Genomic DNA, 13,920 nt, shown 5'->3' on the forward strand with positions numbered 1-13,920 from the left:
ACGCGTGATGCCTCCCGGATCACGGGTGATGCCCGGCTGATCACGCGATGGCGGGTTCCTCGTCGGCGAACTGGGTGGCGTGGAGGGTGGCGTAGCGGCCGCCGGCGGCGAGGAGTTGTTCGTGGGTTCCGCGCTCGACGATTTCGCCGTGCTCCAGGACGAGGATCTGGTCGGCGGCGCGGACCGTCGACAACCGGTGGGCGATGACCAGGGCCGTGCGGCCCGCGAGGGCGTGGGTCAGTGCCTCGCCGACCGCGGCCTCGGACTCCGAGTCCAGGTGCGCGGTCGCCTCGTCGAGGATGACGACCTTGGGCTGCGCCAGCAGGAGACGCGCGATCGTGAGCCGCTGACGCTCGCCGCCGGAAAGGCGGTAGCCGCGCTCACCCACCGTCGTGTCGAGGCCATCGGGCAGCGAATGCACCAGGTCGCCGAGCCGGGCGCGTTCGAGGGCTTCCCAGATCTCGTCGTCGGTGACGCCGGGACGCGCGTACGCCAGGTTGGCGCGGATCGTGTCGTGGAAGAGGTGCCCGTCCTGCGTCACGACGCCGACGGTTTCCCGCAGCGAAGCGAAAGTCAGATCCCGGACGTCCACATCGGACAGCCGCACCGAACCCGAGTCGACGTCGTAGAGCCGCGGCAGCAGCGACGCGATGGTCGACTTCCCCGCCCCCGACGACCCGACCAGCGCGACCATCTGCCCCGGCTCGGCCCGGAACGAGATCCCGTGCAGCACCTCTTCGCCGCCGCGGTGGTCCAACGTCGCGACGTCCTCCAGCGACGCCAGCGAGTACCGATCGGCCGCCGGGTACCCGAAGCGGACGTCGGAGAACTCGACCGAGACGCCACCCGAGGTCACCAGAGAACGCGCATCCGGCTTCTCCTTGATCATCGGCTCGAGGTCCAGCACCTCGAAGACCCGCTCGAACGACACGAGCGCCGTCATGACGTCGACGCGCACGTTGGCCAGCGCGGTCAGCGGCGCGTAGAGCCGGGTCAGCAGCAGGGCCAGCGCGACGACCGTGCCCGGCGCGAGCTTCCCGGTCAGCGCCAGGTAGCCACCGAGGCCGTAGACGAGCGCCTGCGCCAGCGCGGACACCAGGGTCAGGCTGGTCATGAACCAGCGGGTCAGCATCGCGGTCCGGACGCCGATGTCCCGCACGCGCCCGGCCCGCACCCCGAAGTCGTCCGCCTCCTGCACCGGACGGCCGAACAGCTTCACCAGCGTCGCCCCCGGCGCCGAGAAGCGCTCGGTCATCTGCGTGGTCATCCCGGCGTTGAGGTTCGCGGCCTCCCGCTGCAGCCCGGCCATCCGGCGGCCGAGCCGGCGCGCGGGGATCACGAAGATCGGCAGCAGGATCAGCGCGATCAGCGTGACCTGCCAGGACAGCGTGAGCATGACGGCCAGCGACAGCGCCAGCTGGATGACGTTGGTGACCAGCCCGGACAGCGTCGCGGTGAACGTCCGCTGCGCGCCGATCACATCGTTGTTGAGCCGCGACACGAGCGCGCCGGTGCGGGTGCGCGTGAAGAACGCGATCGGCATGCGCTGCACGTGCTCGAAGACCGCGCGCCGCAGGTCGTAGATGATGCCCTCGCCGATGCGCGCGGACTGCCAGCGCTCGATCAGGCCGAACCCGGCGTCGGCGACGGCCAGCGCGGCGATCACCACGGCGAGCCAGACCACCACCTCGACGTCGTGGCCGCCGACGATCGCGTCGACCACCTTGCCCGCCAGCACCGGGGTCGTCACCGCGAGCACAGCCGAGACGACGGTCAGCACGAGGAAGGCCAGCAGCCGCCGCCAGTGCGGCCGGGCGAAGCGGGCGACGCGTTTCAGCGTGCCGCGGGTGAGCGCCTTGGGTGCGTCACCGGCGCGCATCGCCGAGCTCCACAGCCCCCACATGTTGTCCACGGGAAACCCCCAGGATCAGAAACCTCTAGATAAGACGAGGTTTTCGCCGGATATGACCTGGACAACGCCCTCGCTGTCCGTTTGCTTCCCGATGCCGTTCACTCCGCGCGAACGACCTGGTGCAGGGCGGCGCGCAGCCGCTCGGCGTCCTCGGCGGACAGCGGTTCCAGCAGGAGCGCCTCGGCTTTCCGGGTGACTTCCGCCCCGGCCTCGCGGACACGCTCCCCCTCCGGCGTCAGCAGCACCAGGCGCTTGCGCCGGTCCCCCGGCGCGACCTCCCGCCGGACCAGTCCCTTGGCCTCCAGCTCGTCGACGAGCGCGACCATCGTCGTCCGGTCGACGCCGAGCCGGGCCGCGCCGTCCTGCTGCGACCGCGCCGGCCCGTCGCCGAAGAGCGTGAGCAGCGCGAGCTGCCGCCCGGTGACCCCCAGCGGCGCATACAGCGGCTCGGCCAGCTCGGCGAGCCGCAGCTGGGCGTGCTTGAGCAGGTAGCCGAGCCGCTGGGTGACGGCGAGGGGCGCACTGGACATGGAAGAATCCTACACCTACGCTGATCGTCAGTCTTACTGATGATTTGGTAAACTGACAATCAGGAGTTCCCATGACCACCATCGGGCTCAAACCACCCCAGCAGCACCTCGGCATCGCCGCCCTCCGCGAGATCTGGGCGATCGCCGACGACGCCGGCTTCGACGGCTGCTGGGTCTTCGACCACCTCGCCCCGATGGGCCCCGACCGCACCGGCGACGTCTTCGACGGCTGGAGCCTCCTGGCCGCGATGGCCGAAGCGACGAAGCGGGTGCGGATCGGCTGCCTGGTGTCCGGCAACACCAACCGGCACCCGGGCACGTTCGCCAAGATCGCCGCGACCGTCGACCACCTCTCCGGCGGCCGGCTCGACGTCGGCCTCGGCGCGGGCGGCGACACGATGACCGACGCGATGATGGGTACCCCCACGCCGTCGGCGGCGGAACGCGTCGCCAGACTGGCCGAAACCTGCGAAATCCTCCGTCTGCTGTGGACACAGGCGGAAACCACCTATTCCGGCCGTCACTACGACCTCACCCGCGCCGTCAGCGACCCGAAGCCGGTGCAACGCCCGAAACCCCCGCTGTGGCTGGGCAGCAGCGGCGAAAAGCGCGGTCTGCGGGTCGTCGCCGAGCACGCCGACGTCTGGCTGAACGCGGCCCTGCCGGGCACCGGAATCGCCGAGCTGCAACGGCTTTCGCGGTCCTCGACGCGCATTGCGCGGCCGCGGGCCGGGATCCCGCGACCGTCCGCCGGGCCGTGCAGTTCCGGCTGCCGCCCGACGCGGACAGCGCCCTGCGGCTCACGCAGAGCTACGTCGACGCCGGCTTCACCGAGCTGGTCCTGATGCCCGCCGGCCGCGACGACGTCGTCGAGGCGTCCGAAGCCGCCGCGAAGCTGCTCCCCCGCCTGCGCGACGTCGGCTGAACCGGGCGAGGACCCCTCGGTAGCCTGGCGACGTGGAAACGGAGGTGGGCCGAGCGCCCGCATGGCGGCGCGCGGCCCGGCTCTTCACGGCACCGTCGCGCACCACGGAGGCCGCGCCCCTGCGCTGGGACCTGGGGTTCTCCCTGGTCTGCCTGGCGTTCGCGCTGATCACCGCACTGGTGTCGGAGTTCTACGGCTACCGCGTCTGGGGCAACTTCGCGACCGCGGCGTACGGCTTCGGCGTGGTGCACAGCGGATACCTGCTGCTGTCCGCACGAAGCGGACGTACCCCGCGTGGCGTATTCGGTTCACGCTGGTGCGGCATCGCCGCGGTCGCACTGTTGGCGATGATCCTCCCGTTGGCACTTCTGGTGATTCGCCGCCTGACCGGGGTGGACTGGCTGATCACGCCGGTCTCGTGGGCCGCGCAGCCCGAGGTCTGGGTGATCGAGCGGTCCGCGGATCTGCTGCTGCACCACGGGACCCCGTACGTCGACGTCACCGCGCTCGGCCGGCCCCCGGTGGTAAACGATTACACCCCCTACGGGCCGGTGATGGCGGTCTTCGGCCTGCCGCGGGCGCTGTTGGGCGGCACCCCGGTGACCGACGCGCTGACCGACGCCCGCTGGATGTTCGCCCTGGCCGCCTGCGCGTGCGTGCTGGGCACGCTGAAGCTGCTGAAGTGGCCCCGGGTGCCGGTCGGCGCCGCGCAGCTCGCGCTGGCCTGCCCGCTCACCGCGCTCACCTGGGCCGTGGCCGGACCGGACCTGGCCATCGTCGGCCTGTTGGTGCTCAGCTGCGCGCTCGCGGCCACCGGGCGGGTCGCCTGGTCGGGCCTGGTGCTGGCGCTGGTCGTCAGCGCGAAGCTCATCGTCGCGCCCGCGGCCGCGGTCCTCGCCGTGCTCGTGCTGGTGCGCCGCGGGAACGGGGCCGACTGGGCGGCATTGGGGCGGTTCGCGGCGGCGCTGGTGGCGACGACGGCCGCCCTGCACCTGCCGGTGTACCTGGTGGATCCGGCGGCGTTCGTCGAGCACGTCTTCCGGTTCCCGCTCGGCATGGGCGTCGTGCGGTCGCCCGCGGCCAGCCCGCTGCCGGGCCACCTGATCGCCGAGACCGGCCCGATCGGGCAGGTGGCGGCGTTCGTGCTCGTCGGCGCCGCGGCCGTGGCGATGATCGGCTGGCTGGTGCGCCGGCCCCCCGCGAACGGCTCCGCCGCACTGCTGCGCATCGCCGTCGGACTCGGCGCGTTGATCCTGCTCACCCCGGCCACCCGGTACGGCTACCTCGTGTACCCGCTGGTCCTGCTCGGGGCCCACCTGGCGTTCCGCGTGGCCGAAGTTCCCGCTGCGCCCCCCGCGCAGCAGTCCGCGACTACTTCTTCTTGACCCTGGTGGCCCCGCCGCGCCCCCGCAGCTGGACGCCCGACTCCGACAGCACCCGGTGGACGAACCCGTAGGACCGCCCCGTCGACTCCGCGAGCGCCCGGATGCTCGAGCCCTTCTCGTATTTCTTCTTCAGGTCAGCGGCCAGCTTGTCGCGCGTGTTGCCGGTGATCCGCGCGCCTTTCTTGAGATCAGCCACGTCGATCGCCTTCCCGCCGAGAGTGTTCTGGGCCACATATCGGCCCCTGCCGGGGCAATGATCGAACACTGAGCGCCGGAATGCCAGACGACAGCCGGGAAACAGCCGAAATTGCGATCACATTGGGCCATTCCAGTGCTCTACGGCGAGTGATCTTGCACCCGAATGGACGCACCGTCACGCAAGCTGGACAAGTTCGAGGTAGTCCGCCGACCAGTGGTCCTCGGTGCCGTCGGGCAGCAGGATGACCCGCTCGGGCTCCAGCGCCTCGACCGCGCCGGGGTCGTGCGTCACCAGGACGACGGCACCGGAGAAGCTGCGCAAGGCGTCCAGGACCTGCGCGCGGCTGGCCGGGTCGAGGTTGTTGGTGGGCTCGTCGAGCAGCAACACGTTGGCAGCGCTGGAGACCAGGCCCGCCAGCGCCAGCCGGGTCTTCTCGCCGCCGGAAAGCGTTCCGGCGGGCTGGTCGAGTTGTTCGCCGGTGAAGAGGAACGAGCCGAGCAGGTTCCGCAACTCCTGCGCGCCGGTGTCCGGAGCGAGATGTCGGATGTTTTCCCACACCGACGCATCATGATCAAGAGTTTCGTGTTCCTGTGCGTAATAGCCCAAACGCAATCCGTGACCCGGAACGACGGATCCGGTGTCCGGGGTTTCCATTCCGCCGAGCAGCCGGAGCAAAGTTGTCTTTCCCGCACCGTTCAGCCCGAGTACGACAACCTTCGAACCGCGGTCGATGGCGAGATCGACGCCGGTGAAGATTTCCAGTGAGCCGTACGACTTCGAGAGGCCCTCCGCGGTGAGCGGAGTACGGCCACAGGGCGCGGGCTCCGGGAACTTGATCCGGGCGACCTTGTCGGCCTGGCGGGTGTCCTCGAGCGACGACAGCATCTGCTCGGCGCGGCGCGCCATGTTCTTGGCCGCCACGGCTTTCGTGGCCTTCGCGCCGAGCTTCGCGGCCTGCTGCTGCAGCGCCGACGCCTTCTTTTCGGCGTTGGCACGCTCACGGCGGCGGCGCTTCTCGTCGGTCGCGCGGGCGTCGAGGTAGCGCTGCCAGCCCATGTTGTACAGGTCGAGCTCGCCGCGGGTGGCGTCGAGGAACCAGACCTTGTTGACCACGTCGGCCAGCAGCTCGACGTCGTGACTGATCACCACCAGGCCGCCGTCGTGCTGCTTGAGGAACCCGCGCAGCCAGTTGATGGAGTCGGCGTCGAGGTGGTTGGTCGGCTCGTCGAGCAGCAGGATCGTCTCGGACTTGCCACCGGCGCCGGCTTCCGCCGCGGCGAACAGGATCCGCGCCAGCTCGACGCGGCGGCGCTGACCACCGGAAAGCGTCTGCAGCGTCTGCGCCAGGACGCGGTCGGCGAGGCCGAGGTTGGAGCAGATCCGCGCGGCCTCGCTCTCCGCGGCGTACCCGCCGAGGGAAGCGAAGCGCTCTTCGAGCCGGGCGTAGCGGTTGATGGCCTTGTCGCGCGCGGCCTCGTCGACCAGCTCGGCCATCGAGGCCTGCGCCTTCTCCATGTCGCGCATCAGCTTGTCCAGACCACGCGCCGAAAGCACGCGGTCCTTCGCGGTGACCGACAGGTCGCCTTCGCGCGGGTCCTGCGGCAGGTAGCCGAGCTCGCCGGTGCGGCGGACGTCGCCGGCGTGCGGCTCGCCTTCGCCGGCGAGGACCTTCAGCGAGGTGGTCTTGCCCGCGCCGTTGCGGCCGACGAGACCGATGCGGTCGCCGGGCTGGATGCGGAGGGTGACGCCGTTGAGCAGGATGCGCGAACCCGCGCGCAGCTCAAGGCCGGTGGCCGTGATCAAGGGGAACTCCCGTGGAAAGGGGGCGTACGGAGGACAGCATCAAGCAGCCGCGCGGGCTGCGGCGTCACTCCAGCTGGATATCCACGGAGCCCAGTGTACGGGCCGCGGTCCACCGCATTTTCCGGACGTGTGCGGTTTCACCCGTCGCGCAGCGTGACCTGCACGGACAGCGCCCGCACGGCGGCCTCCTCGAGCACGGCCCGGCTCGGCTCGCCGACGTCCAGCACGCGCGGTTCCGCACGGGCGAACAGGGGCGCCAGCCGCCGGTCCTCGCGCAGTTCGCCGAGCGCCCGGCGGTCCCCGCCGAGCACCACGGCATCCACTTCGGACAGCCGGGGCACGAGCACTTCGAAGACGTCCTTCGCCGCGTCCTGGAGCGCGTGCCGGGCCTGTCCCGCGCGACGCCGGGCGAACCGCTGCTGCGACCAGCCCCCCGCAGCGGACCGGCCCTGCACGAGGTGCCGGTCGGTGCGCGAGACCTCGATCCGGCCGTCCCGCGCGATGCCGACGCTGTGCCCGCCGCGCCGGACGAGCAGGAGCGCGATCGTCCGCGGGCGGAGCGCGTGCTCGACCAGATCCTCGACGGACAGCACCAGGAAGGGTCCGAAAGGGACGGTCGCGGTCGCGGTGGCCCCGTCGGCCGCGCTCACCCGGACCTCGTGCGGGGTGGCTTCGGTGCCGGTGATCCCGTCGTGCCGCTCGGCGAACCGGGCGAAGAAGCCGGCCAGGCGCTCGGGCGGCACTTCGACCGTGCGGCCGCCGCCCGCGGCTTCCCTTGGCTTCACGGGGAAAACGGTACGGGGCCGCCGCGATCACCGCGACGGCCCCTGTACGTACCGGATGGTTGATTCTCTTGTGTACTAACCAGTGAGTTACCAGGTCCGCCCGTGTACTAACCAGTGAGTTACCAGCCGGCCTGAACTCACCGGTTAGTACACGGGTTGTGGACTACCTGGTTAGTTACAGCGGGTGAACCGGCCCGTTGTTGGTCACGGACCGCACGTTCGACGGCGCGCCGGCCGCCGGGGGCTGGACGAACCCGTTGATGTGCAAGGCGACCGAGCGGATCGAGCCGGCGTCGCCGCCGGCCGCGTCGACCACCCCGAACGTCCACGTGCCGTCGGCCACCGCGCCGGCGAGGTTGCCGGTCAGGGCCTGCGTCGGCCGGTAGGTGCCGGTGAACGGCGCGTTGGCCGAGGTCACCGTGCTGAACGCGGCCGCCGCGTTGTCGGCGAAGACGACCTTGCACAGGTTCTTGCCCGAACCGCCGTTGCGCTGGAACACCGTGGCCTTCGCCCCCGACGGCGACGTCAGCGTGCCGACCAGGTCACCGACGTAGGAGTGGTTGAGCCCCACCGTCGTCGAGGTCGGGTCGGTGCTGCACGTCGTGCCGTCCACGGAGAACGTCACCTTGGACGCGCGGCCGACCCCGGTGACCGGGATGGTCACCGACGCGCCGACCGGGCTGTTGTCCGGGATCGCCACCGGCTCGCCGGCGTAGGCGAAGTCCTGCGCGACCGGCGACGGGGTGCCGACCGGCAGCGAGAACGACGTCGTCGTCGGCGAGTGCGCCCCGGCGAAGGTGACGCGGGCGTTCAGCACCACCGGCACGCCGAGCTGCTGGCTCGCCGGGACGGTGATGGTGAAGTCGTTGACGCCGGTCTGTCCCGGGCTGATGGTGCCGTAGGACTTCGAGCGCGGCGCCACCGTGACTCCCGGGGTCGGGCTGGTGAGCACGACGCTGGTCGACACCGCGGTGCCGTCACCGTCGTTGGTCACCGGCAGCGTCACCTTGGCGGTGTCGCCCGGGTCGAGCGCCGAGCCGCCGTCGGCCGGGGTGACCGTCGGCTGCTTGGCCACCGCGAGGGGCTGCGGGCTGGCGCCGGTGTAGGCCAGCACCTTGTCCGCGAGGATGACGCCGGCCCCGGTGAAGTTGTCGCGGCCCGGGGTCTCGATGTCGATCGCGGTGTTGATCAGCGCTTCCCGCACCTCCGCGGGCGGCAGACCGGGGTTGCCGGACAGCACGAGCGCGGCGATCGCGGCCGCGTGCGGGGCGGCGGCCGAGGTGCCGAAGAACGGGTTGAACCCGGTCACGCTGGTGGTGACGCCGTCGGCCGCGGTGATCTCCGGCTTGTTCCGGACCTCGCCACCGGTCGAAGACACGTTGCCCGGGGTGATCGGCGTGCCGTTCGCCTCGTAGAACACGCGGCGCGGGCCGTCGGAGCTGAACCGCTCGGCCTTGGTGGCGCCGCTGAACGAGCCCGGGTACGGGCCCGCCGGGTTGGCCGGGTCGCCCGGTTCCAGTGCCCGGCCGAACGCCTTGGCCGCCGGGGCCGCCGCGACGCTGAAGGCGTCCCGCGCGGCCGAGTGGCCGACCGTCACGCCCGGGGTGTTGTAGGCCTTGAGCCCGTCGGCCGAGTCGGAGAACCGGCCCCGCAGGGCGGACAGCGACAGGTAGCGGTTCTGGCCCGAGAACTTCACGATGGCCAGGCGCAACCCGGTCCCGCCGAGGGCCGGTGTCGTGACGCGCTCGTACGGGTCCTGGGTGCCGGTCTGGACGTCCTGGCTGAAGCTGACGACCGCGCCCGCGGAGTTGAGCAGGTAGAGGTCGTAGTCGTTCGCGGACGCGCCGAGCGGGTCCGACCAGTGCAGCGTCACCGGGACGCCGGCCGAGGACGCGTTCGAGATCGGCTCGTAGATCTGGTTGCCCGCCGCGCCGGCGAAGTTGTGCGCGGTGCCGGCGAACTTGCCGACCGACTTGCCGGAGTCGACGAAGTCGCCTTCCCAGTGCGCGGCGGTGCCGCTGGCGACGTTGCCTTCGTTGCCCGCCGACGAGAAGTACAGCGCGCCGTCGGCGGTCACGTCGTTCACGGCCTGGGCGATGATCCAGTCCTGGAACGGCGATTCCTTGAAGTAGATGACGTCGTCGACGATGACGTCGCAGTGCGACTCGAAGCGCAGCTTGCGGATGTTGTCCGCGAAGCTGGCGTCCGAGTTGAAGGCCGACGCGAAGCCGAGCGCGGCGCGGGGCGCGAGGTCGTGGATGATCTCGAGCATCGCGGTGCCCTCGTCGCCGTCGCCCTCCTGGCCGGCGATGACGTCGACGTCCGGCGGGAGTTCGCCCTTGGCCTGCGAAGCGGCCAGGGAGTCGACGCCGTCGGACAGCGCACATGCCTTGACCCCGACGCCGGTGACGCCGAACTGCTGGCGCGCGAGGTCGGCGTTGTGGGCGCGGTCACCTTCGCTGACCAGCGGCGCGGCCGCGGCGGCACTGCGCTGGGTCTTGGCGGCCATGGCCTTCTGCAGCTCGCCGGCGATGCGATCGGCCTTCTGCTGCTTGGTTTCGGCCGGGGCCTGCTCCTTGCCCGTCGTCGCCGGGGTGGCCAGCTCGCGGGCGGTCATCGCCTGGTCGGCCTGTTCGACGCGCTGGACGTCGCCGCGCGCGGCGATCTCGCTCACCTTGCCGACCGGGACCTCGGCGCGGACGCTGCCGTAGCGGTCGGACACCGCGCGGATGCCCGCCCCGGCCTTGGTGAGCCCGGCGAGCAGGTCCGGCGAGACCTTGCTCGCGCGGATGTCGACGACGACGGTGCCGCCGGCGCTCACGCCGGACTGCAGCGCGGTCAGCTGCTTCCCCAGTCCCTTTTCGGCGACCAGCAGCTTGCTGTCTACTTTGGACTCGGTGGCGGTGCGGCCCGCCTTGACCGCCTGCAGGGCGGCGATCTGCTGTTGCGCGGTTTCGCTGAAGCTGTCCGGTGTGGACGCGGTCGCGGCGCCCGCGGCGGGCGGCGACACGAGGCCGAGGGCGGCGAGCAGTGCCGCGGCCCCGGCGGTCAGGACGGTGGTTCTCGATCTGTTGGAACGGGTACGACGCACGGGCGCCCTCCGATTCTCCAGGCGCGTGCCCCGACTCACGCTGACCGATCGCCGGTGATCACCGGCTGGATCCAGCTAAGTACCGCGAGTTCTCCGTAAACATCAGCCGTTCGAGTGACAAAGGACGGATAATTTCCCGAATGGGCCGGATGACGTAGGCCGTTCAGCGCAGTCGCGAACCGGTCACCGGACACACACCGGACAACCGCTCGGCCGCAAGGGGGTCCACGGGCCGGGAGTCCACAATCGCCGCCCCTCAGAGCACGAAGGAATCCGACCACGGCTGCGCGGCCCGCCCGGACAACGCGTCCAGCAGCGTCACCGCCTGCTTGTCCGTGAGCGAGGCCACGAAGTCGACCACCGCGCGGCCGCGCGCGAGCCCGCGCACCGCGTCCGCCCCCGTCACCGGCTCGCCGGTCGCCCCCACCAGCAGCTCCGGCGCCGAGCGCGCCAGCCCCGCGTACTCCGCGCGGGCCAGCTCGACCAGGTCGTGCAGCCGGCGCGGCAGGCGGGACACCTCGTCGCGGTCGAGCAGCCACGCGTCGAGCGCGTCGACCAGGCTCGTCACCACCCCGGCCTGGCCGCGCTGGTGCAGCGCCAGATCCGGGCGCAGCAGCACGAACCGGCGGTGCACGAACTTGAGCACCTGGACCTCATGCCACTGCGCGGGCCGCAGCGAGACGTGCCCGGTGCGGGTGGACGGCGAGGGCAGCAGGAACACGCCGTCGACCAGGCGGGCCGTCCAGTTCGCGGAGAACGCCGCCGTGGCCTGCTCGGCCTCGATCGAGCCGTCGAACTCACCGGCCAGCAGCCCGTCGACCAGCTCCGCGCGCACCCGCGCGACGGCGGCGGCGAACGCGTCGTCGTCGACGATCCACGCGTCCTTGGCGTGCATGCGGCGGCGGAGGCGCTCCAGCGACCGGCCCGGGCGGCGCAGGTCCGCGTGCAGCGTCTCGTCGTCCAGCGACGCCAGTTCGACCGCGTGCTCGAGCCACTCCCCCAGCTCCGCGGCGACCGGCGCGTGCTGCAGGACGCCGATGCGGTGGAAGTCCTGGAGGTCGTGGATGGCGTAGGCGATGTCGTCGGCGGTGTCCATCACGGACGCTTCGACCGTCTGCTGCCAGCCTTCGACGCGGCCGGCGAAGGCCGCGCGGGCCTGCTCGAAGTCGTCGAGTTCGGTGGCGTAGGCGGAGAACTTGGCCGCGCCGGTGCCCGGCAGGTCGCCCGGCTCGCCCGCCCCGCGCGGCGGCACGGCCAGCTCCGACGGGTGCGGCGCGGGGTGGTGCAGCCGCAGCCACGGGTACTTGAGGACGGCCGCGCGCACCGCGGCGGTCAGGTCCAGCCCGATCGCCGACGGCCCGCGGACGTCGGTCGTGGTGATGATCCGGAACGTCTGCGCGTTGCCCTCGAAGCCGTCGGCGAGGCCGAAGCGGTGGCGGGCGATCCGGTCGAGCGTCTGCTCCCCGAGGTGCCCGAACGGCGGGTGCCCGAGGTCGTGGGCGAGCGCGGCGGCCTCGGCGACGTCGGGGTCGCAGCCGCCGAGCTTGTCGGCCAGCCCGGCGTCGGGCCCGCTGGTGATGCGCTCGGCGATCGCGCGGGCGACCTGCGCGACCTTGAGGCTGTGGGTGAGCCGGTTGTGCAGCAGCCCGGCCCCGCCGGCGCTGACCACCTGCGTCACGCCGCCGAGCCGCGCGAAGAAGGGGGAGGCGGCGATCCGGTCGCGGTCGATCCGGAAGGGGCTGGTCGCCAGGTCGGTGAACCCGCCGACGTTCGCCACGGGGTCGCGCCGGGCCGTCCGCGGGTCGGTCTCCTGATCCATGCGCCCGACCCTAGCCGCCAGGTTCACCTGAACGGCGGGCAGGCGCGTGGGTACTCCGCAGGCATGTCCCGACGCATCGTCACGGCACTCGCGGTCCTCGCCTTCGCCCCGGTCGCCTGCGGCGCCCCGCCCGGCAACCCGGGCACGACGACCTCGACTTCGACTTCGGCCTCCACCTCGGCTCCGGCGAAACGGATCAAGGTCCCGGACGTTTCGGGCATGAACCACCAGGACGCCCAGAACGCGATGCAGCAGGCCGGGCTCTACAACCTCCGCGAGGTCGACGGCACCGGCCAGGGCCGCGCGCTGGTGATCGACCGCAACTGGCGCCAGACGGCCCAGGACCCGCCGGCCGGCACGGAAGTCGCCCCGGACGCGGTGATCACCCTGACGGCGGTCAAGTACGACGACCGCTAAGCCTCCGGCGGAGTCGTGTACGCCTTGAGCGTGCGGTCGGCCGCCGCCCGGGCCTTGGCCGGGTCGGCGCCCGCCGCCACGTCGGCCTCGTACCACGCCTCGTTCGAAGCGGTCATGAACCGGATGCCGTCGGGCGACATCATCCAGGCCATCGCCGCCTCGGGGTCGACGGCCGTTCCCGGCGCGCGCAGGTGCAGCACCAGGCCGACCAGCGCCCCGTCCCAGCCGATGCCGACCGCACCCGGGCCGAACTCGTCCCAGCGGTCGTCGACGTGCGCCACGTGCTCCAGTTCGAACCGCGTGCCCGGACCTTCCGGCGTCAGGCGAACCTCGATCCAGCTGACGTTGCCGCCGAACTCCCAGGTGGCGGCGAAGCTCTTCGGCGGGTCGCAGCGCTCGATCGTGCCGCCGGCGTTGCCCTCCAGTTGGTACTTCCCGCCGACCTCGAGCTCCCCGCTGACCGGCAGGAACCAGCGGGGGATGCGCTCGGGGTTCGTGCACGCGTCCCACAGGTCGGCGAGGTCGGTGTCGTAGACCTGGCTGATCGTGAGGACGCGGGCCTCCTTCCCCTCGAGCACCCGGTCGCCGAGCGTCCGGCGGACGGCACTGATCTGGTGGCTGACGTCGATCACGAACCTTCTCCTTGGTTGAGGCGGCGCTCGCGCTTGCCGCGGGCGATTTCGGTGGCCAGCGCGTCCAGCGGCGGCGTCCAGTACCGGCGGAACCGGTCGAGCCAGACGTCGACGTCGCGCAGCGGGGCGTGGCCGACCGCGTACAGCCGTCTGGTCCCGTCTTGGCGGACGACCGCGAAGCCGTTGTCCCGCAACACCTTCAGGTGCTGCGACACCGCCGGCTGCGAGATGCCGAACTCGGCCCGGATCACCTCGGTCACCGCACCGGCGGCCCGTTCGCCGTCGGCCAGCAGCTCGAGGATCCGGCGGCGGACCGGGTCGCCGAGGACGTCGAAGGCGTGCACCCGGCCAAGCTACAAGTATCCACTTATATAAGTCAACCCTGAAACAAATGGGCCGATGTGGGTAACCCCCGGTGAACA

Annotated in this window: 12 protein-coding genes; 3 read left to right on the forward strand and 9 right to left on the reverse strand. The window is 71.6% G+C overall.

Going from position 1 to position 13,920, the window contains the following annotated elements; genetic code table 11:
* Positions 1-40 precede the first annotated feature (40 nt).
* Positions 41-1,912, reverse strand: coding sequence for an ABC transporter ATP-binding protein (locus tag IE317_RS27135; RefSeq protein WP_191314179.1), 1,872 nt, complete (start codon positions 1,910-1,912; stop codon positions 41-43).
* Between the two features lie 98 nt (positions 1,913-2,010).
* Positions 2,011-2,442, reverse strand: a complete 432-nt coding sequence (locus tag IE317_RS27140) for a MarR family winged helix-turn-helix transcriptional regulator (protein ID WP_191314180.1) — start codon at positions 2,440-2,442, stop codon at positions 2,011-2,013.
* 71 nt (positions 2,443-2,513) lie between these two features.
* Here IE317_RS27140 and IE317_RS27145 point away from each other — a divergent pair, with 71 nt between their 5' ends.
* Both IE317_RS27145 and IE317_RS27150 read left to right on the forward strand, forming a co-directional pair.
* Entirely contained in the window at positions 2,514-3,287 is a 774-nt protein-coding gene (locus IE317_RS27145; protein ID WP_229902937.1) for an LLM class flavin-dependent oxidoreductase, read from the forward strand.
* Positions 3,288-3,399: 112 nt separating this feature from the next.
* Positions 3,400-4,752, forward strand: a complete 1,353-nt coding sequence (locus IE317_RS27150; protein WP_191314181.1) for a glycosyltransferase 87 family protein — start codon at positions 3,400-3,402, stop codon at positions 4,750-4,752.
* On the opposite strand, the gene IE317_RS27155 is transcribed toward IE317_RS27150, so the two are convergent.
* From IE317_RS27155 to IE317_RS27175, 5 genes are all read right to left on the reverse strand, one after another.
* On the reverse strand, positions 4,739-4,948 hold the full coding sequence (locus IE317_RS27155; RefSeq protein WP_003071237.1) for a helix-turn-helix domain-containing protein: 210 nt from the start codon (positions 4,946-4,948) through the stop codon (positions 4,739-4,741). The two genes, IE317_RS27150 and IE317_RS27155, sit on opposite strands and share 14 nt — an antisense overlap.
* 177 nt (positions 4,949-5,125) lie before the next feature.
* A complete protein-coding gene (locus IE317_RS27160) occupies positions 5,126-6,754 on the reverse strand; it encodes an ABC-F family ATP-binding cassette domain-containing protein (protein WP_191314182.1) in 1,629 nt (542 codons plus the stop codon).
* Positions 6,755-6,891: 137 nt separating this feature from the next.
* On the reverse strand, positions 6,892-7,539 hold the full coding sequence (locus tag IE317_RS27165) for an acVLRF1 family peptidyl-tRNA hydrolase (RefSeq protein ID WP_191314183.1): 648 nt from the start codon (positions 7,537-7,539) through the stop codon (positions 6,892-6,894).
* Positions 7,540-7,714: 175 nt separating this feature from the next.
* The gene (locus IE317_RS27170) at positions 7,715-10,630 is read right to left on the reverse strand and encodes a S8 family serine peptidase (RefSeq protein ID WP_191314184.1); all 2,916 of its coding nucleotides are present in this window, start codon (positions 10,628-10,630) and stop codon (positions 7,715-7,717) included.
* 256 nt (positions 10,631-10,886) lie between these two features.
* Positions 10,887-12,449, reverse strand: a complete 1,563-nt coding sequence (locus tag IE317_RS27175; RefSeq protein WP_191314185.1) for a deoxyguanosinetriphosphate triphosphohydrolase family protein — start codon at positions 12,447-12,449, stop codon at positions 10,887-10,889.
* A gap of 63 nt (positions 12,450-12,512) precedes the next feature.
* On the opposite strand from IE317_RS27175, the gene IE317_RS27180 reads away from it, so the two are divergent.
* Entirely contained in the window at positions 12,513-12,866 is a 354-nt protein-coding gene (locus IE317_RS27180) for a PASTA domain-containing protein (RefSeq protein ID WP_229902938.1), read from the forward strand.
* Here the strand turns inward: IE317_RS27180 and IE317_RS27185 are convergent.
* A complete protein-coding gene (locus IE317_RS27185) occupies positions 12,863-13,498 on the reverse strand; it encodes an SRPBCC family protein (RefSeq protein ID WP_191314186.1) in 636 nt (211 codons plus the stop codon). The genes IE317_RS27180 and IE317_RS27185 overlap by 4 nt on opposite strands.
* Positions 13,495-13,842: an ArsR/SmtB family transcription factor gene (locus tag IE317_RS27190; RefSeq protein ID WP_191314187.1), complete on the reverse strand. Its 348-nt coding sequence runs from the start codon at positions 13,840-13,842 to the stop codon at positions 13,495-13,497. Before IE317_RS27190 ends, IE317_RS27185 begins: the two co-directional genes overlap by 4 nt.
* Positions 13,843-13,920 lie beyond the last annotated feature (78 nt).

Origin of the sequence: Amycolatopsis bullii, assembly GCF_014654205.1 — a bacterium.
In the GTDB taxonomy this organism is placed as follows: Bacteria; Actinomycetota; Actinomycetes; order Mycobacteriales; family Pseudonocardiaceae; genus Amycolatopsis; species Amycolatopsis plumensis.

What these genes read in the sequence shown, in the direction of transcription:
- IE317_RS27180 (WP_229902938.1), top strand. Translation starts at nt 12,513, where the DNA reads ATGTCCCGACGCATCGTCACGGCACTCGCGGTCCTCGCCTTCGCCCCG.
- IE317_RS27140 (WP_191314180.1), bottom strand. Translation starts at nt 2,442, where the DNA reads ATGTCCAGTGCGCCCCTCGCCGTCACCCAGCGGCTCGGCTACCTGCTC.
- IE317_RS27175 (WP_191314185.1), bottom strand. Translation starts at nt 12,449, where the DNA reads ATGGATCAGGAGACCGACCCGCGGACGGCCCGGCGCGACCCCGTGGCG.
- IE317_RS27145 (WP_229902937.1), top strand. Translation starts at nt 2,514, where the DNA reads ATGACCACCATCGGGCTCAAACCACCCCAGCAGCACCTCGGCATCGCC.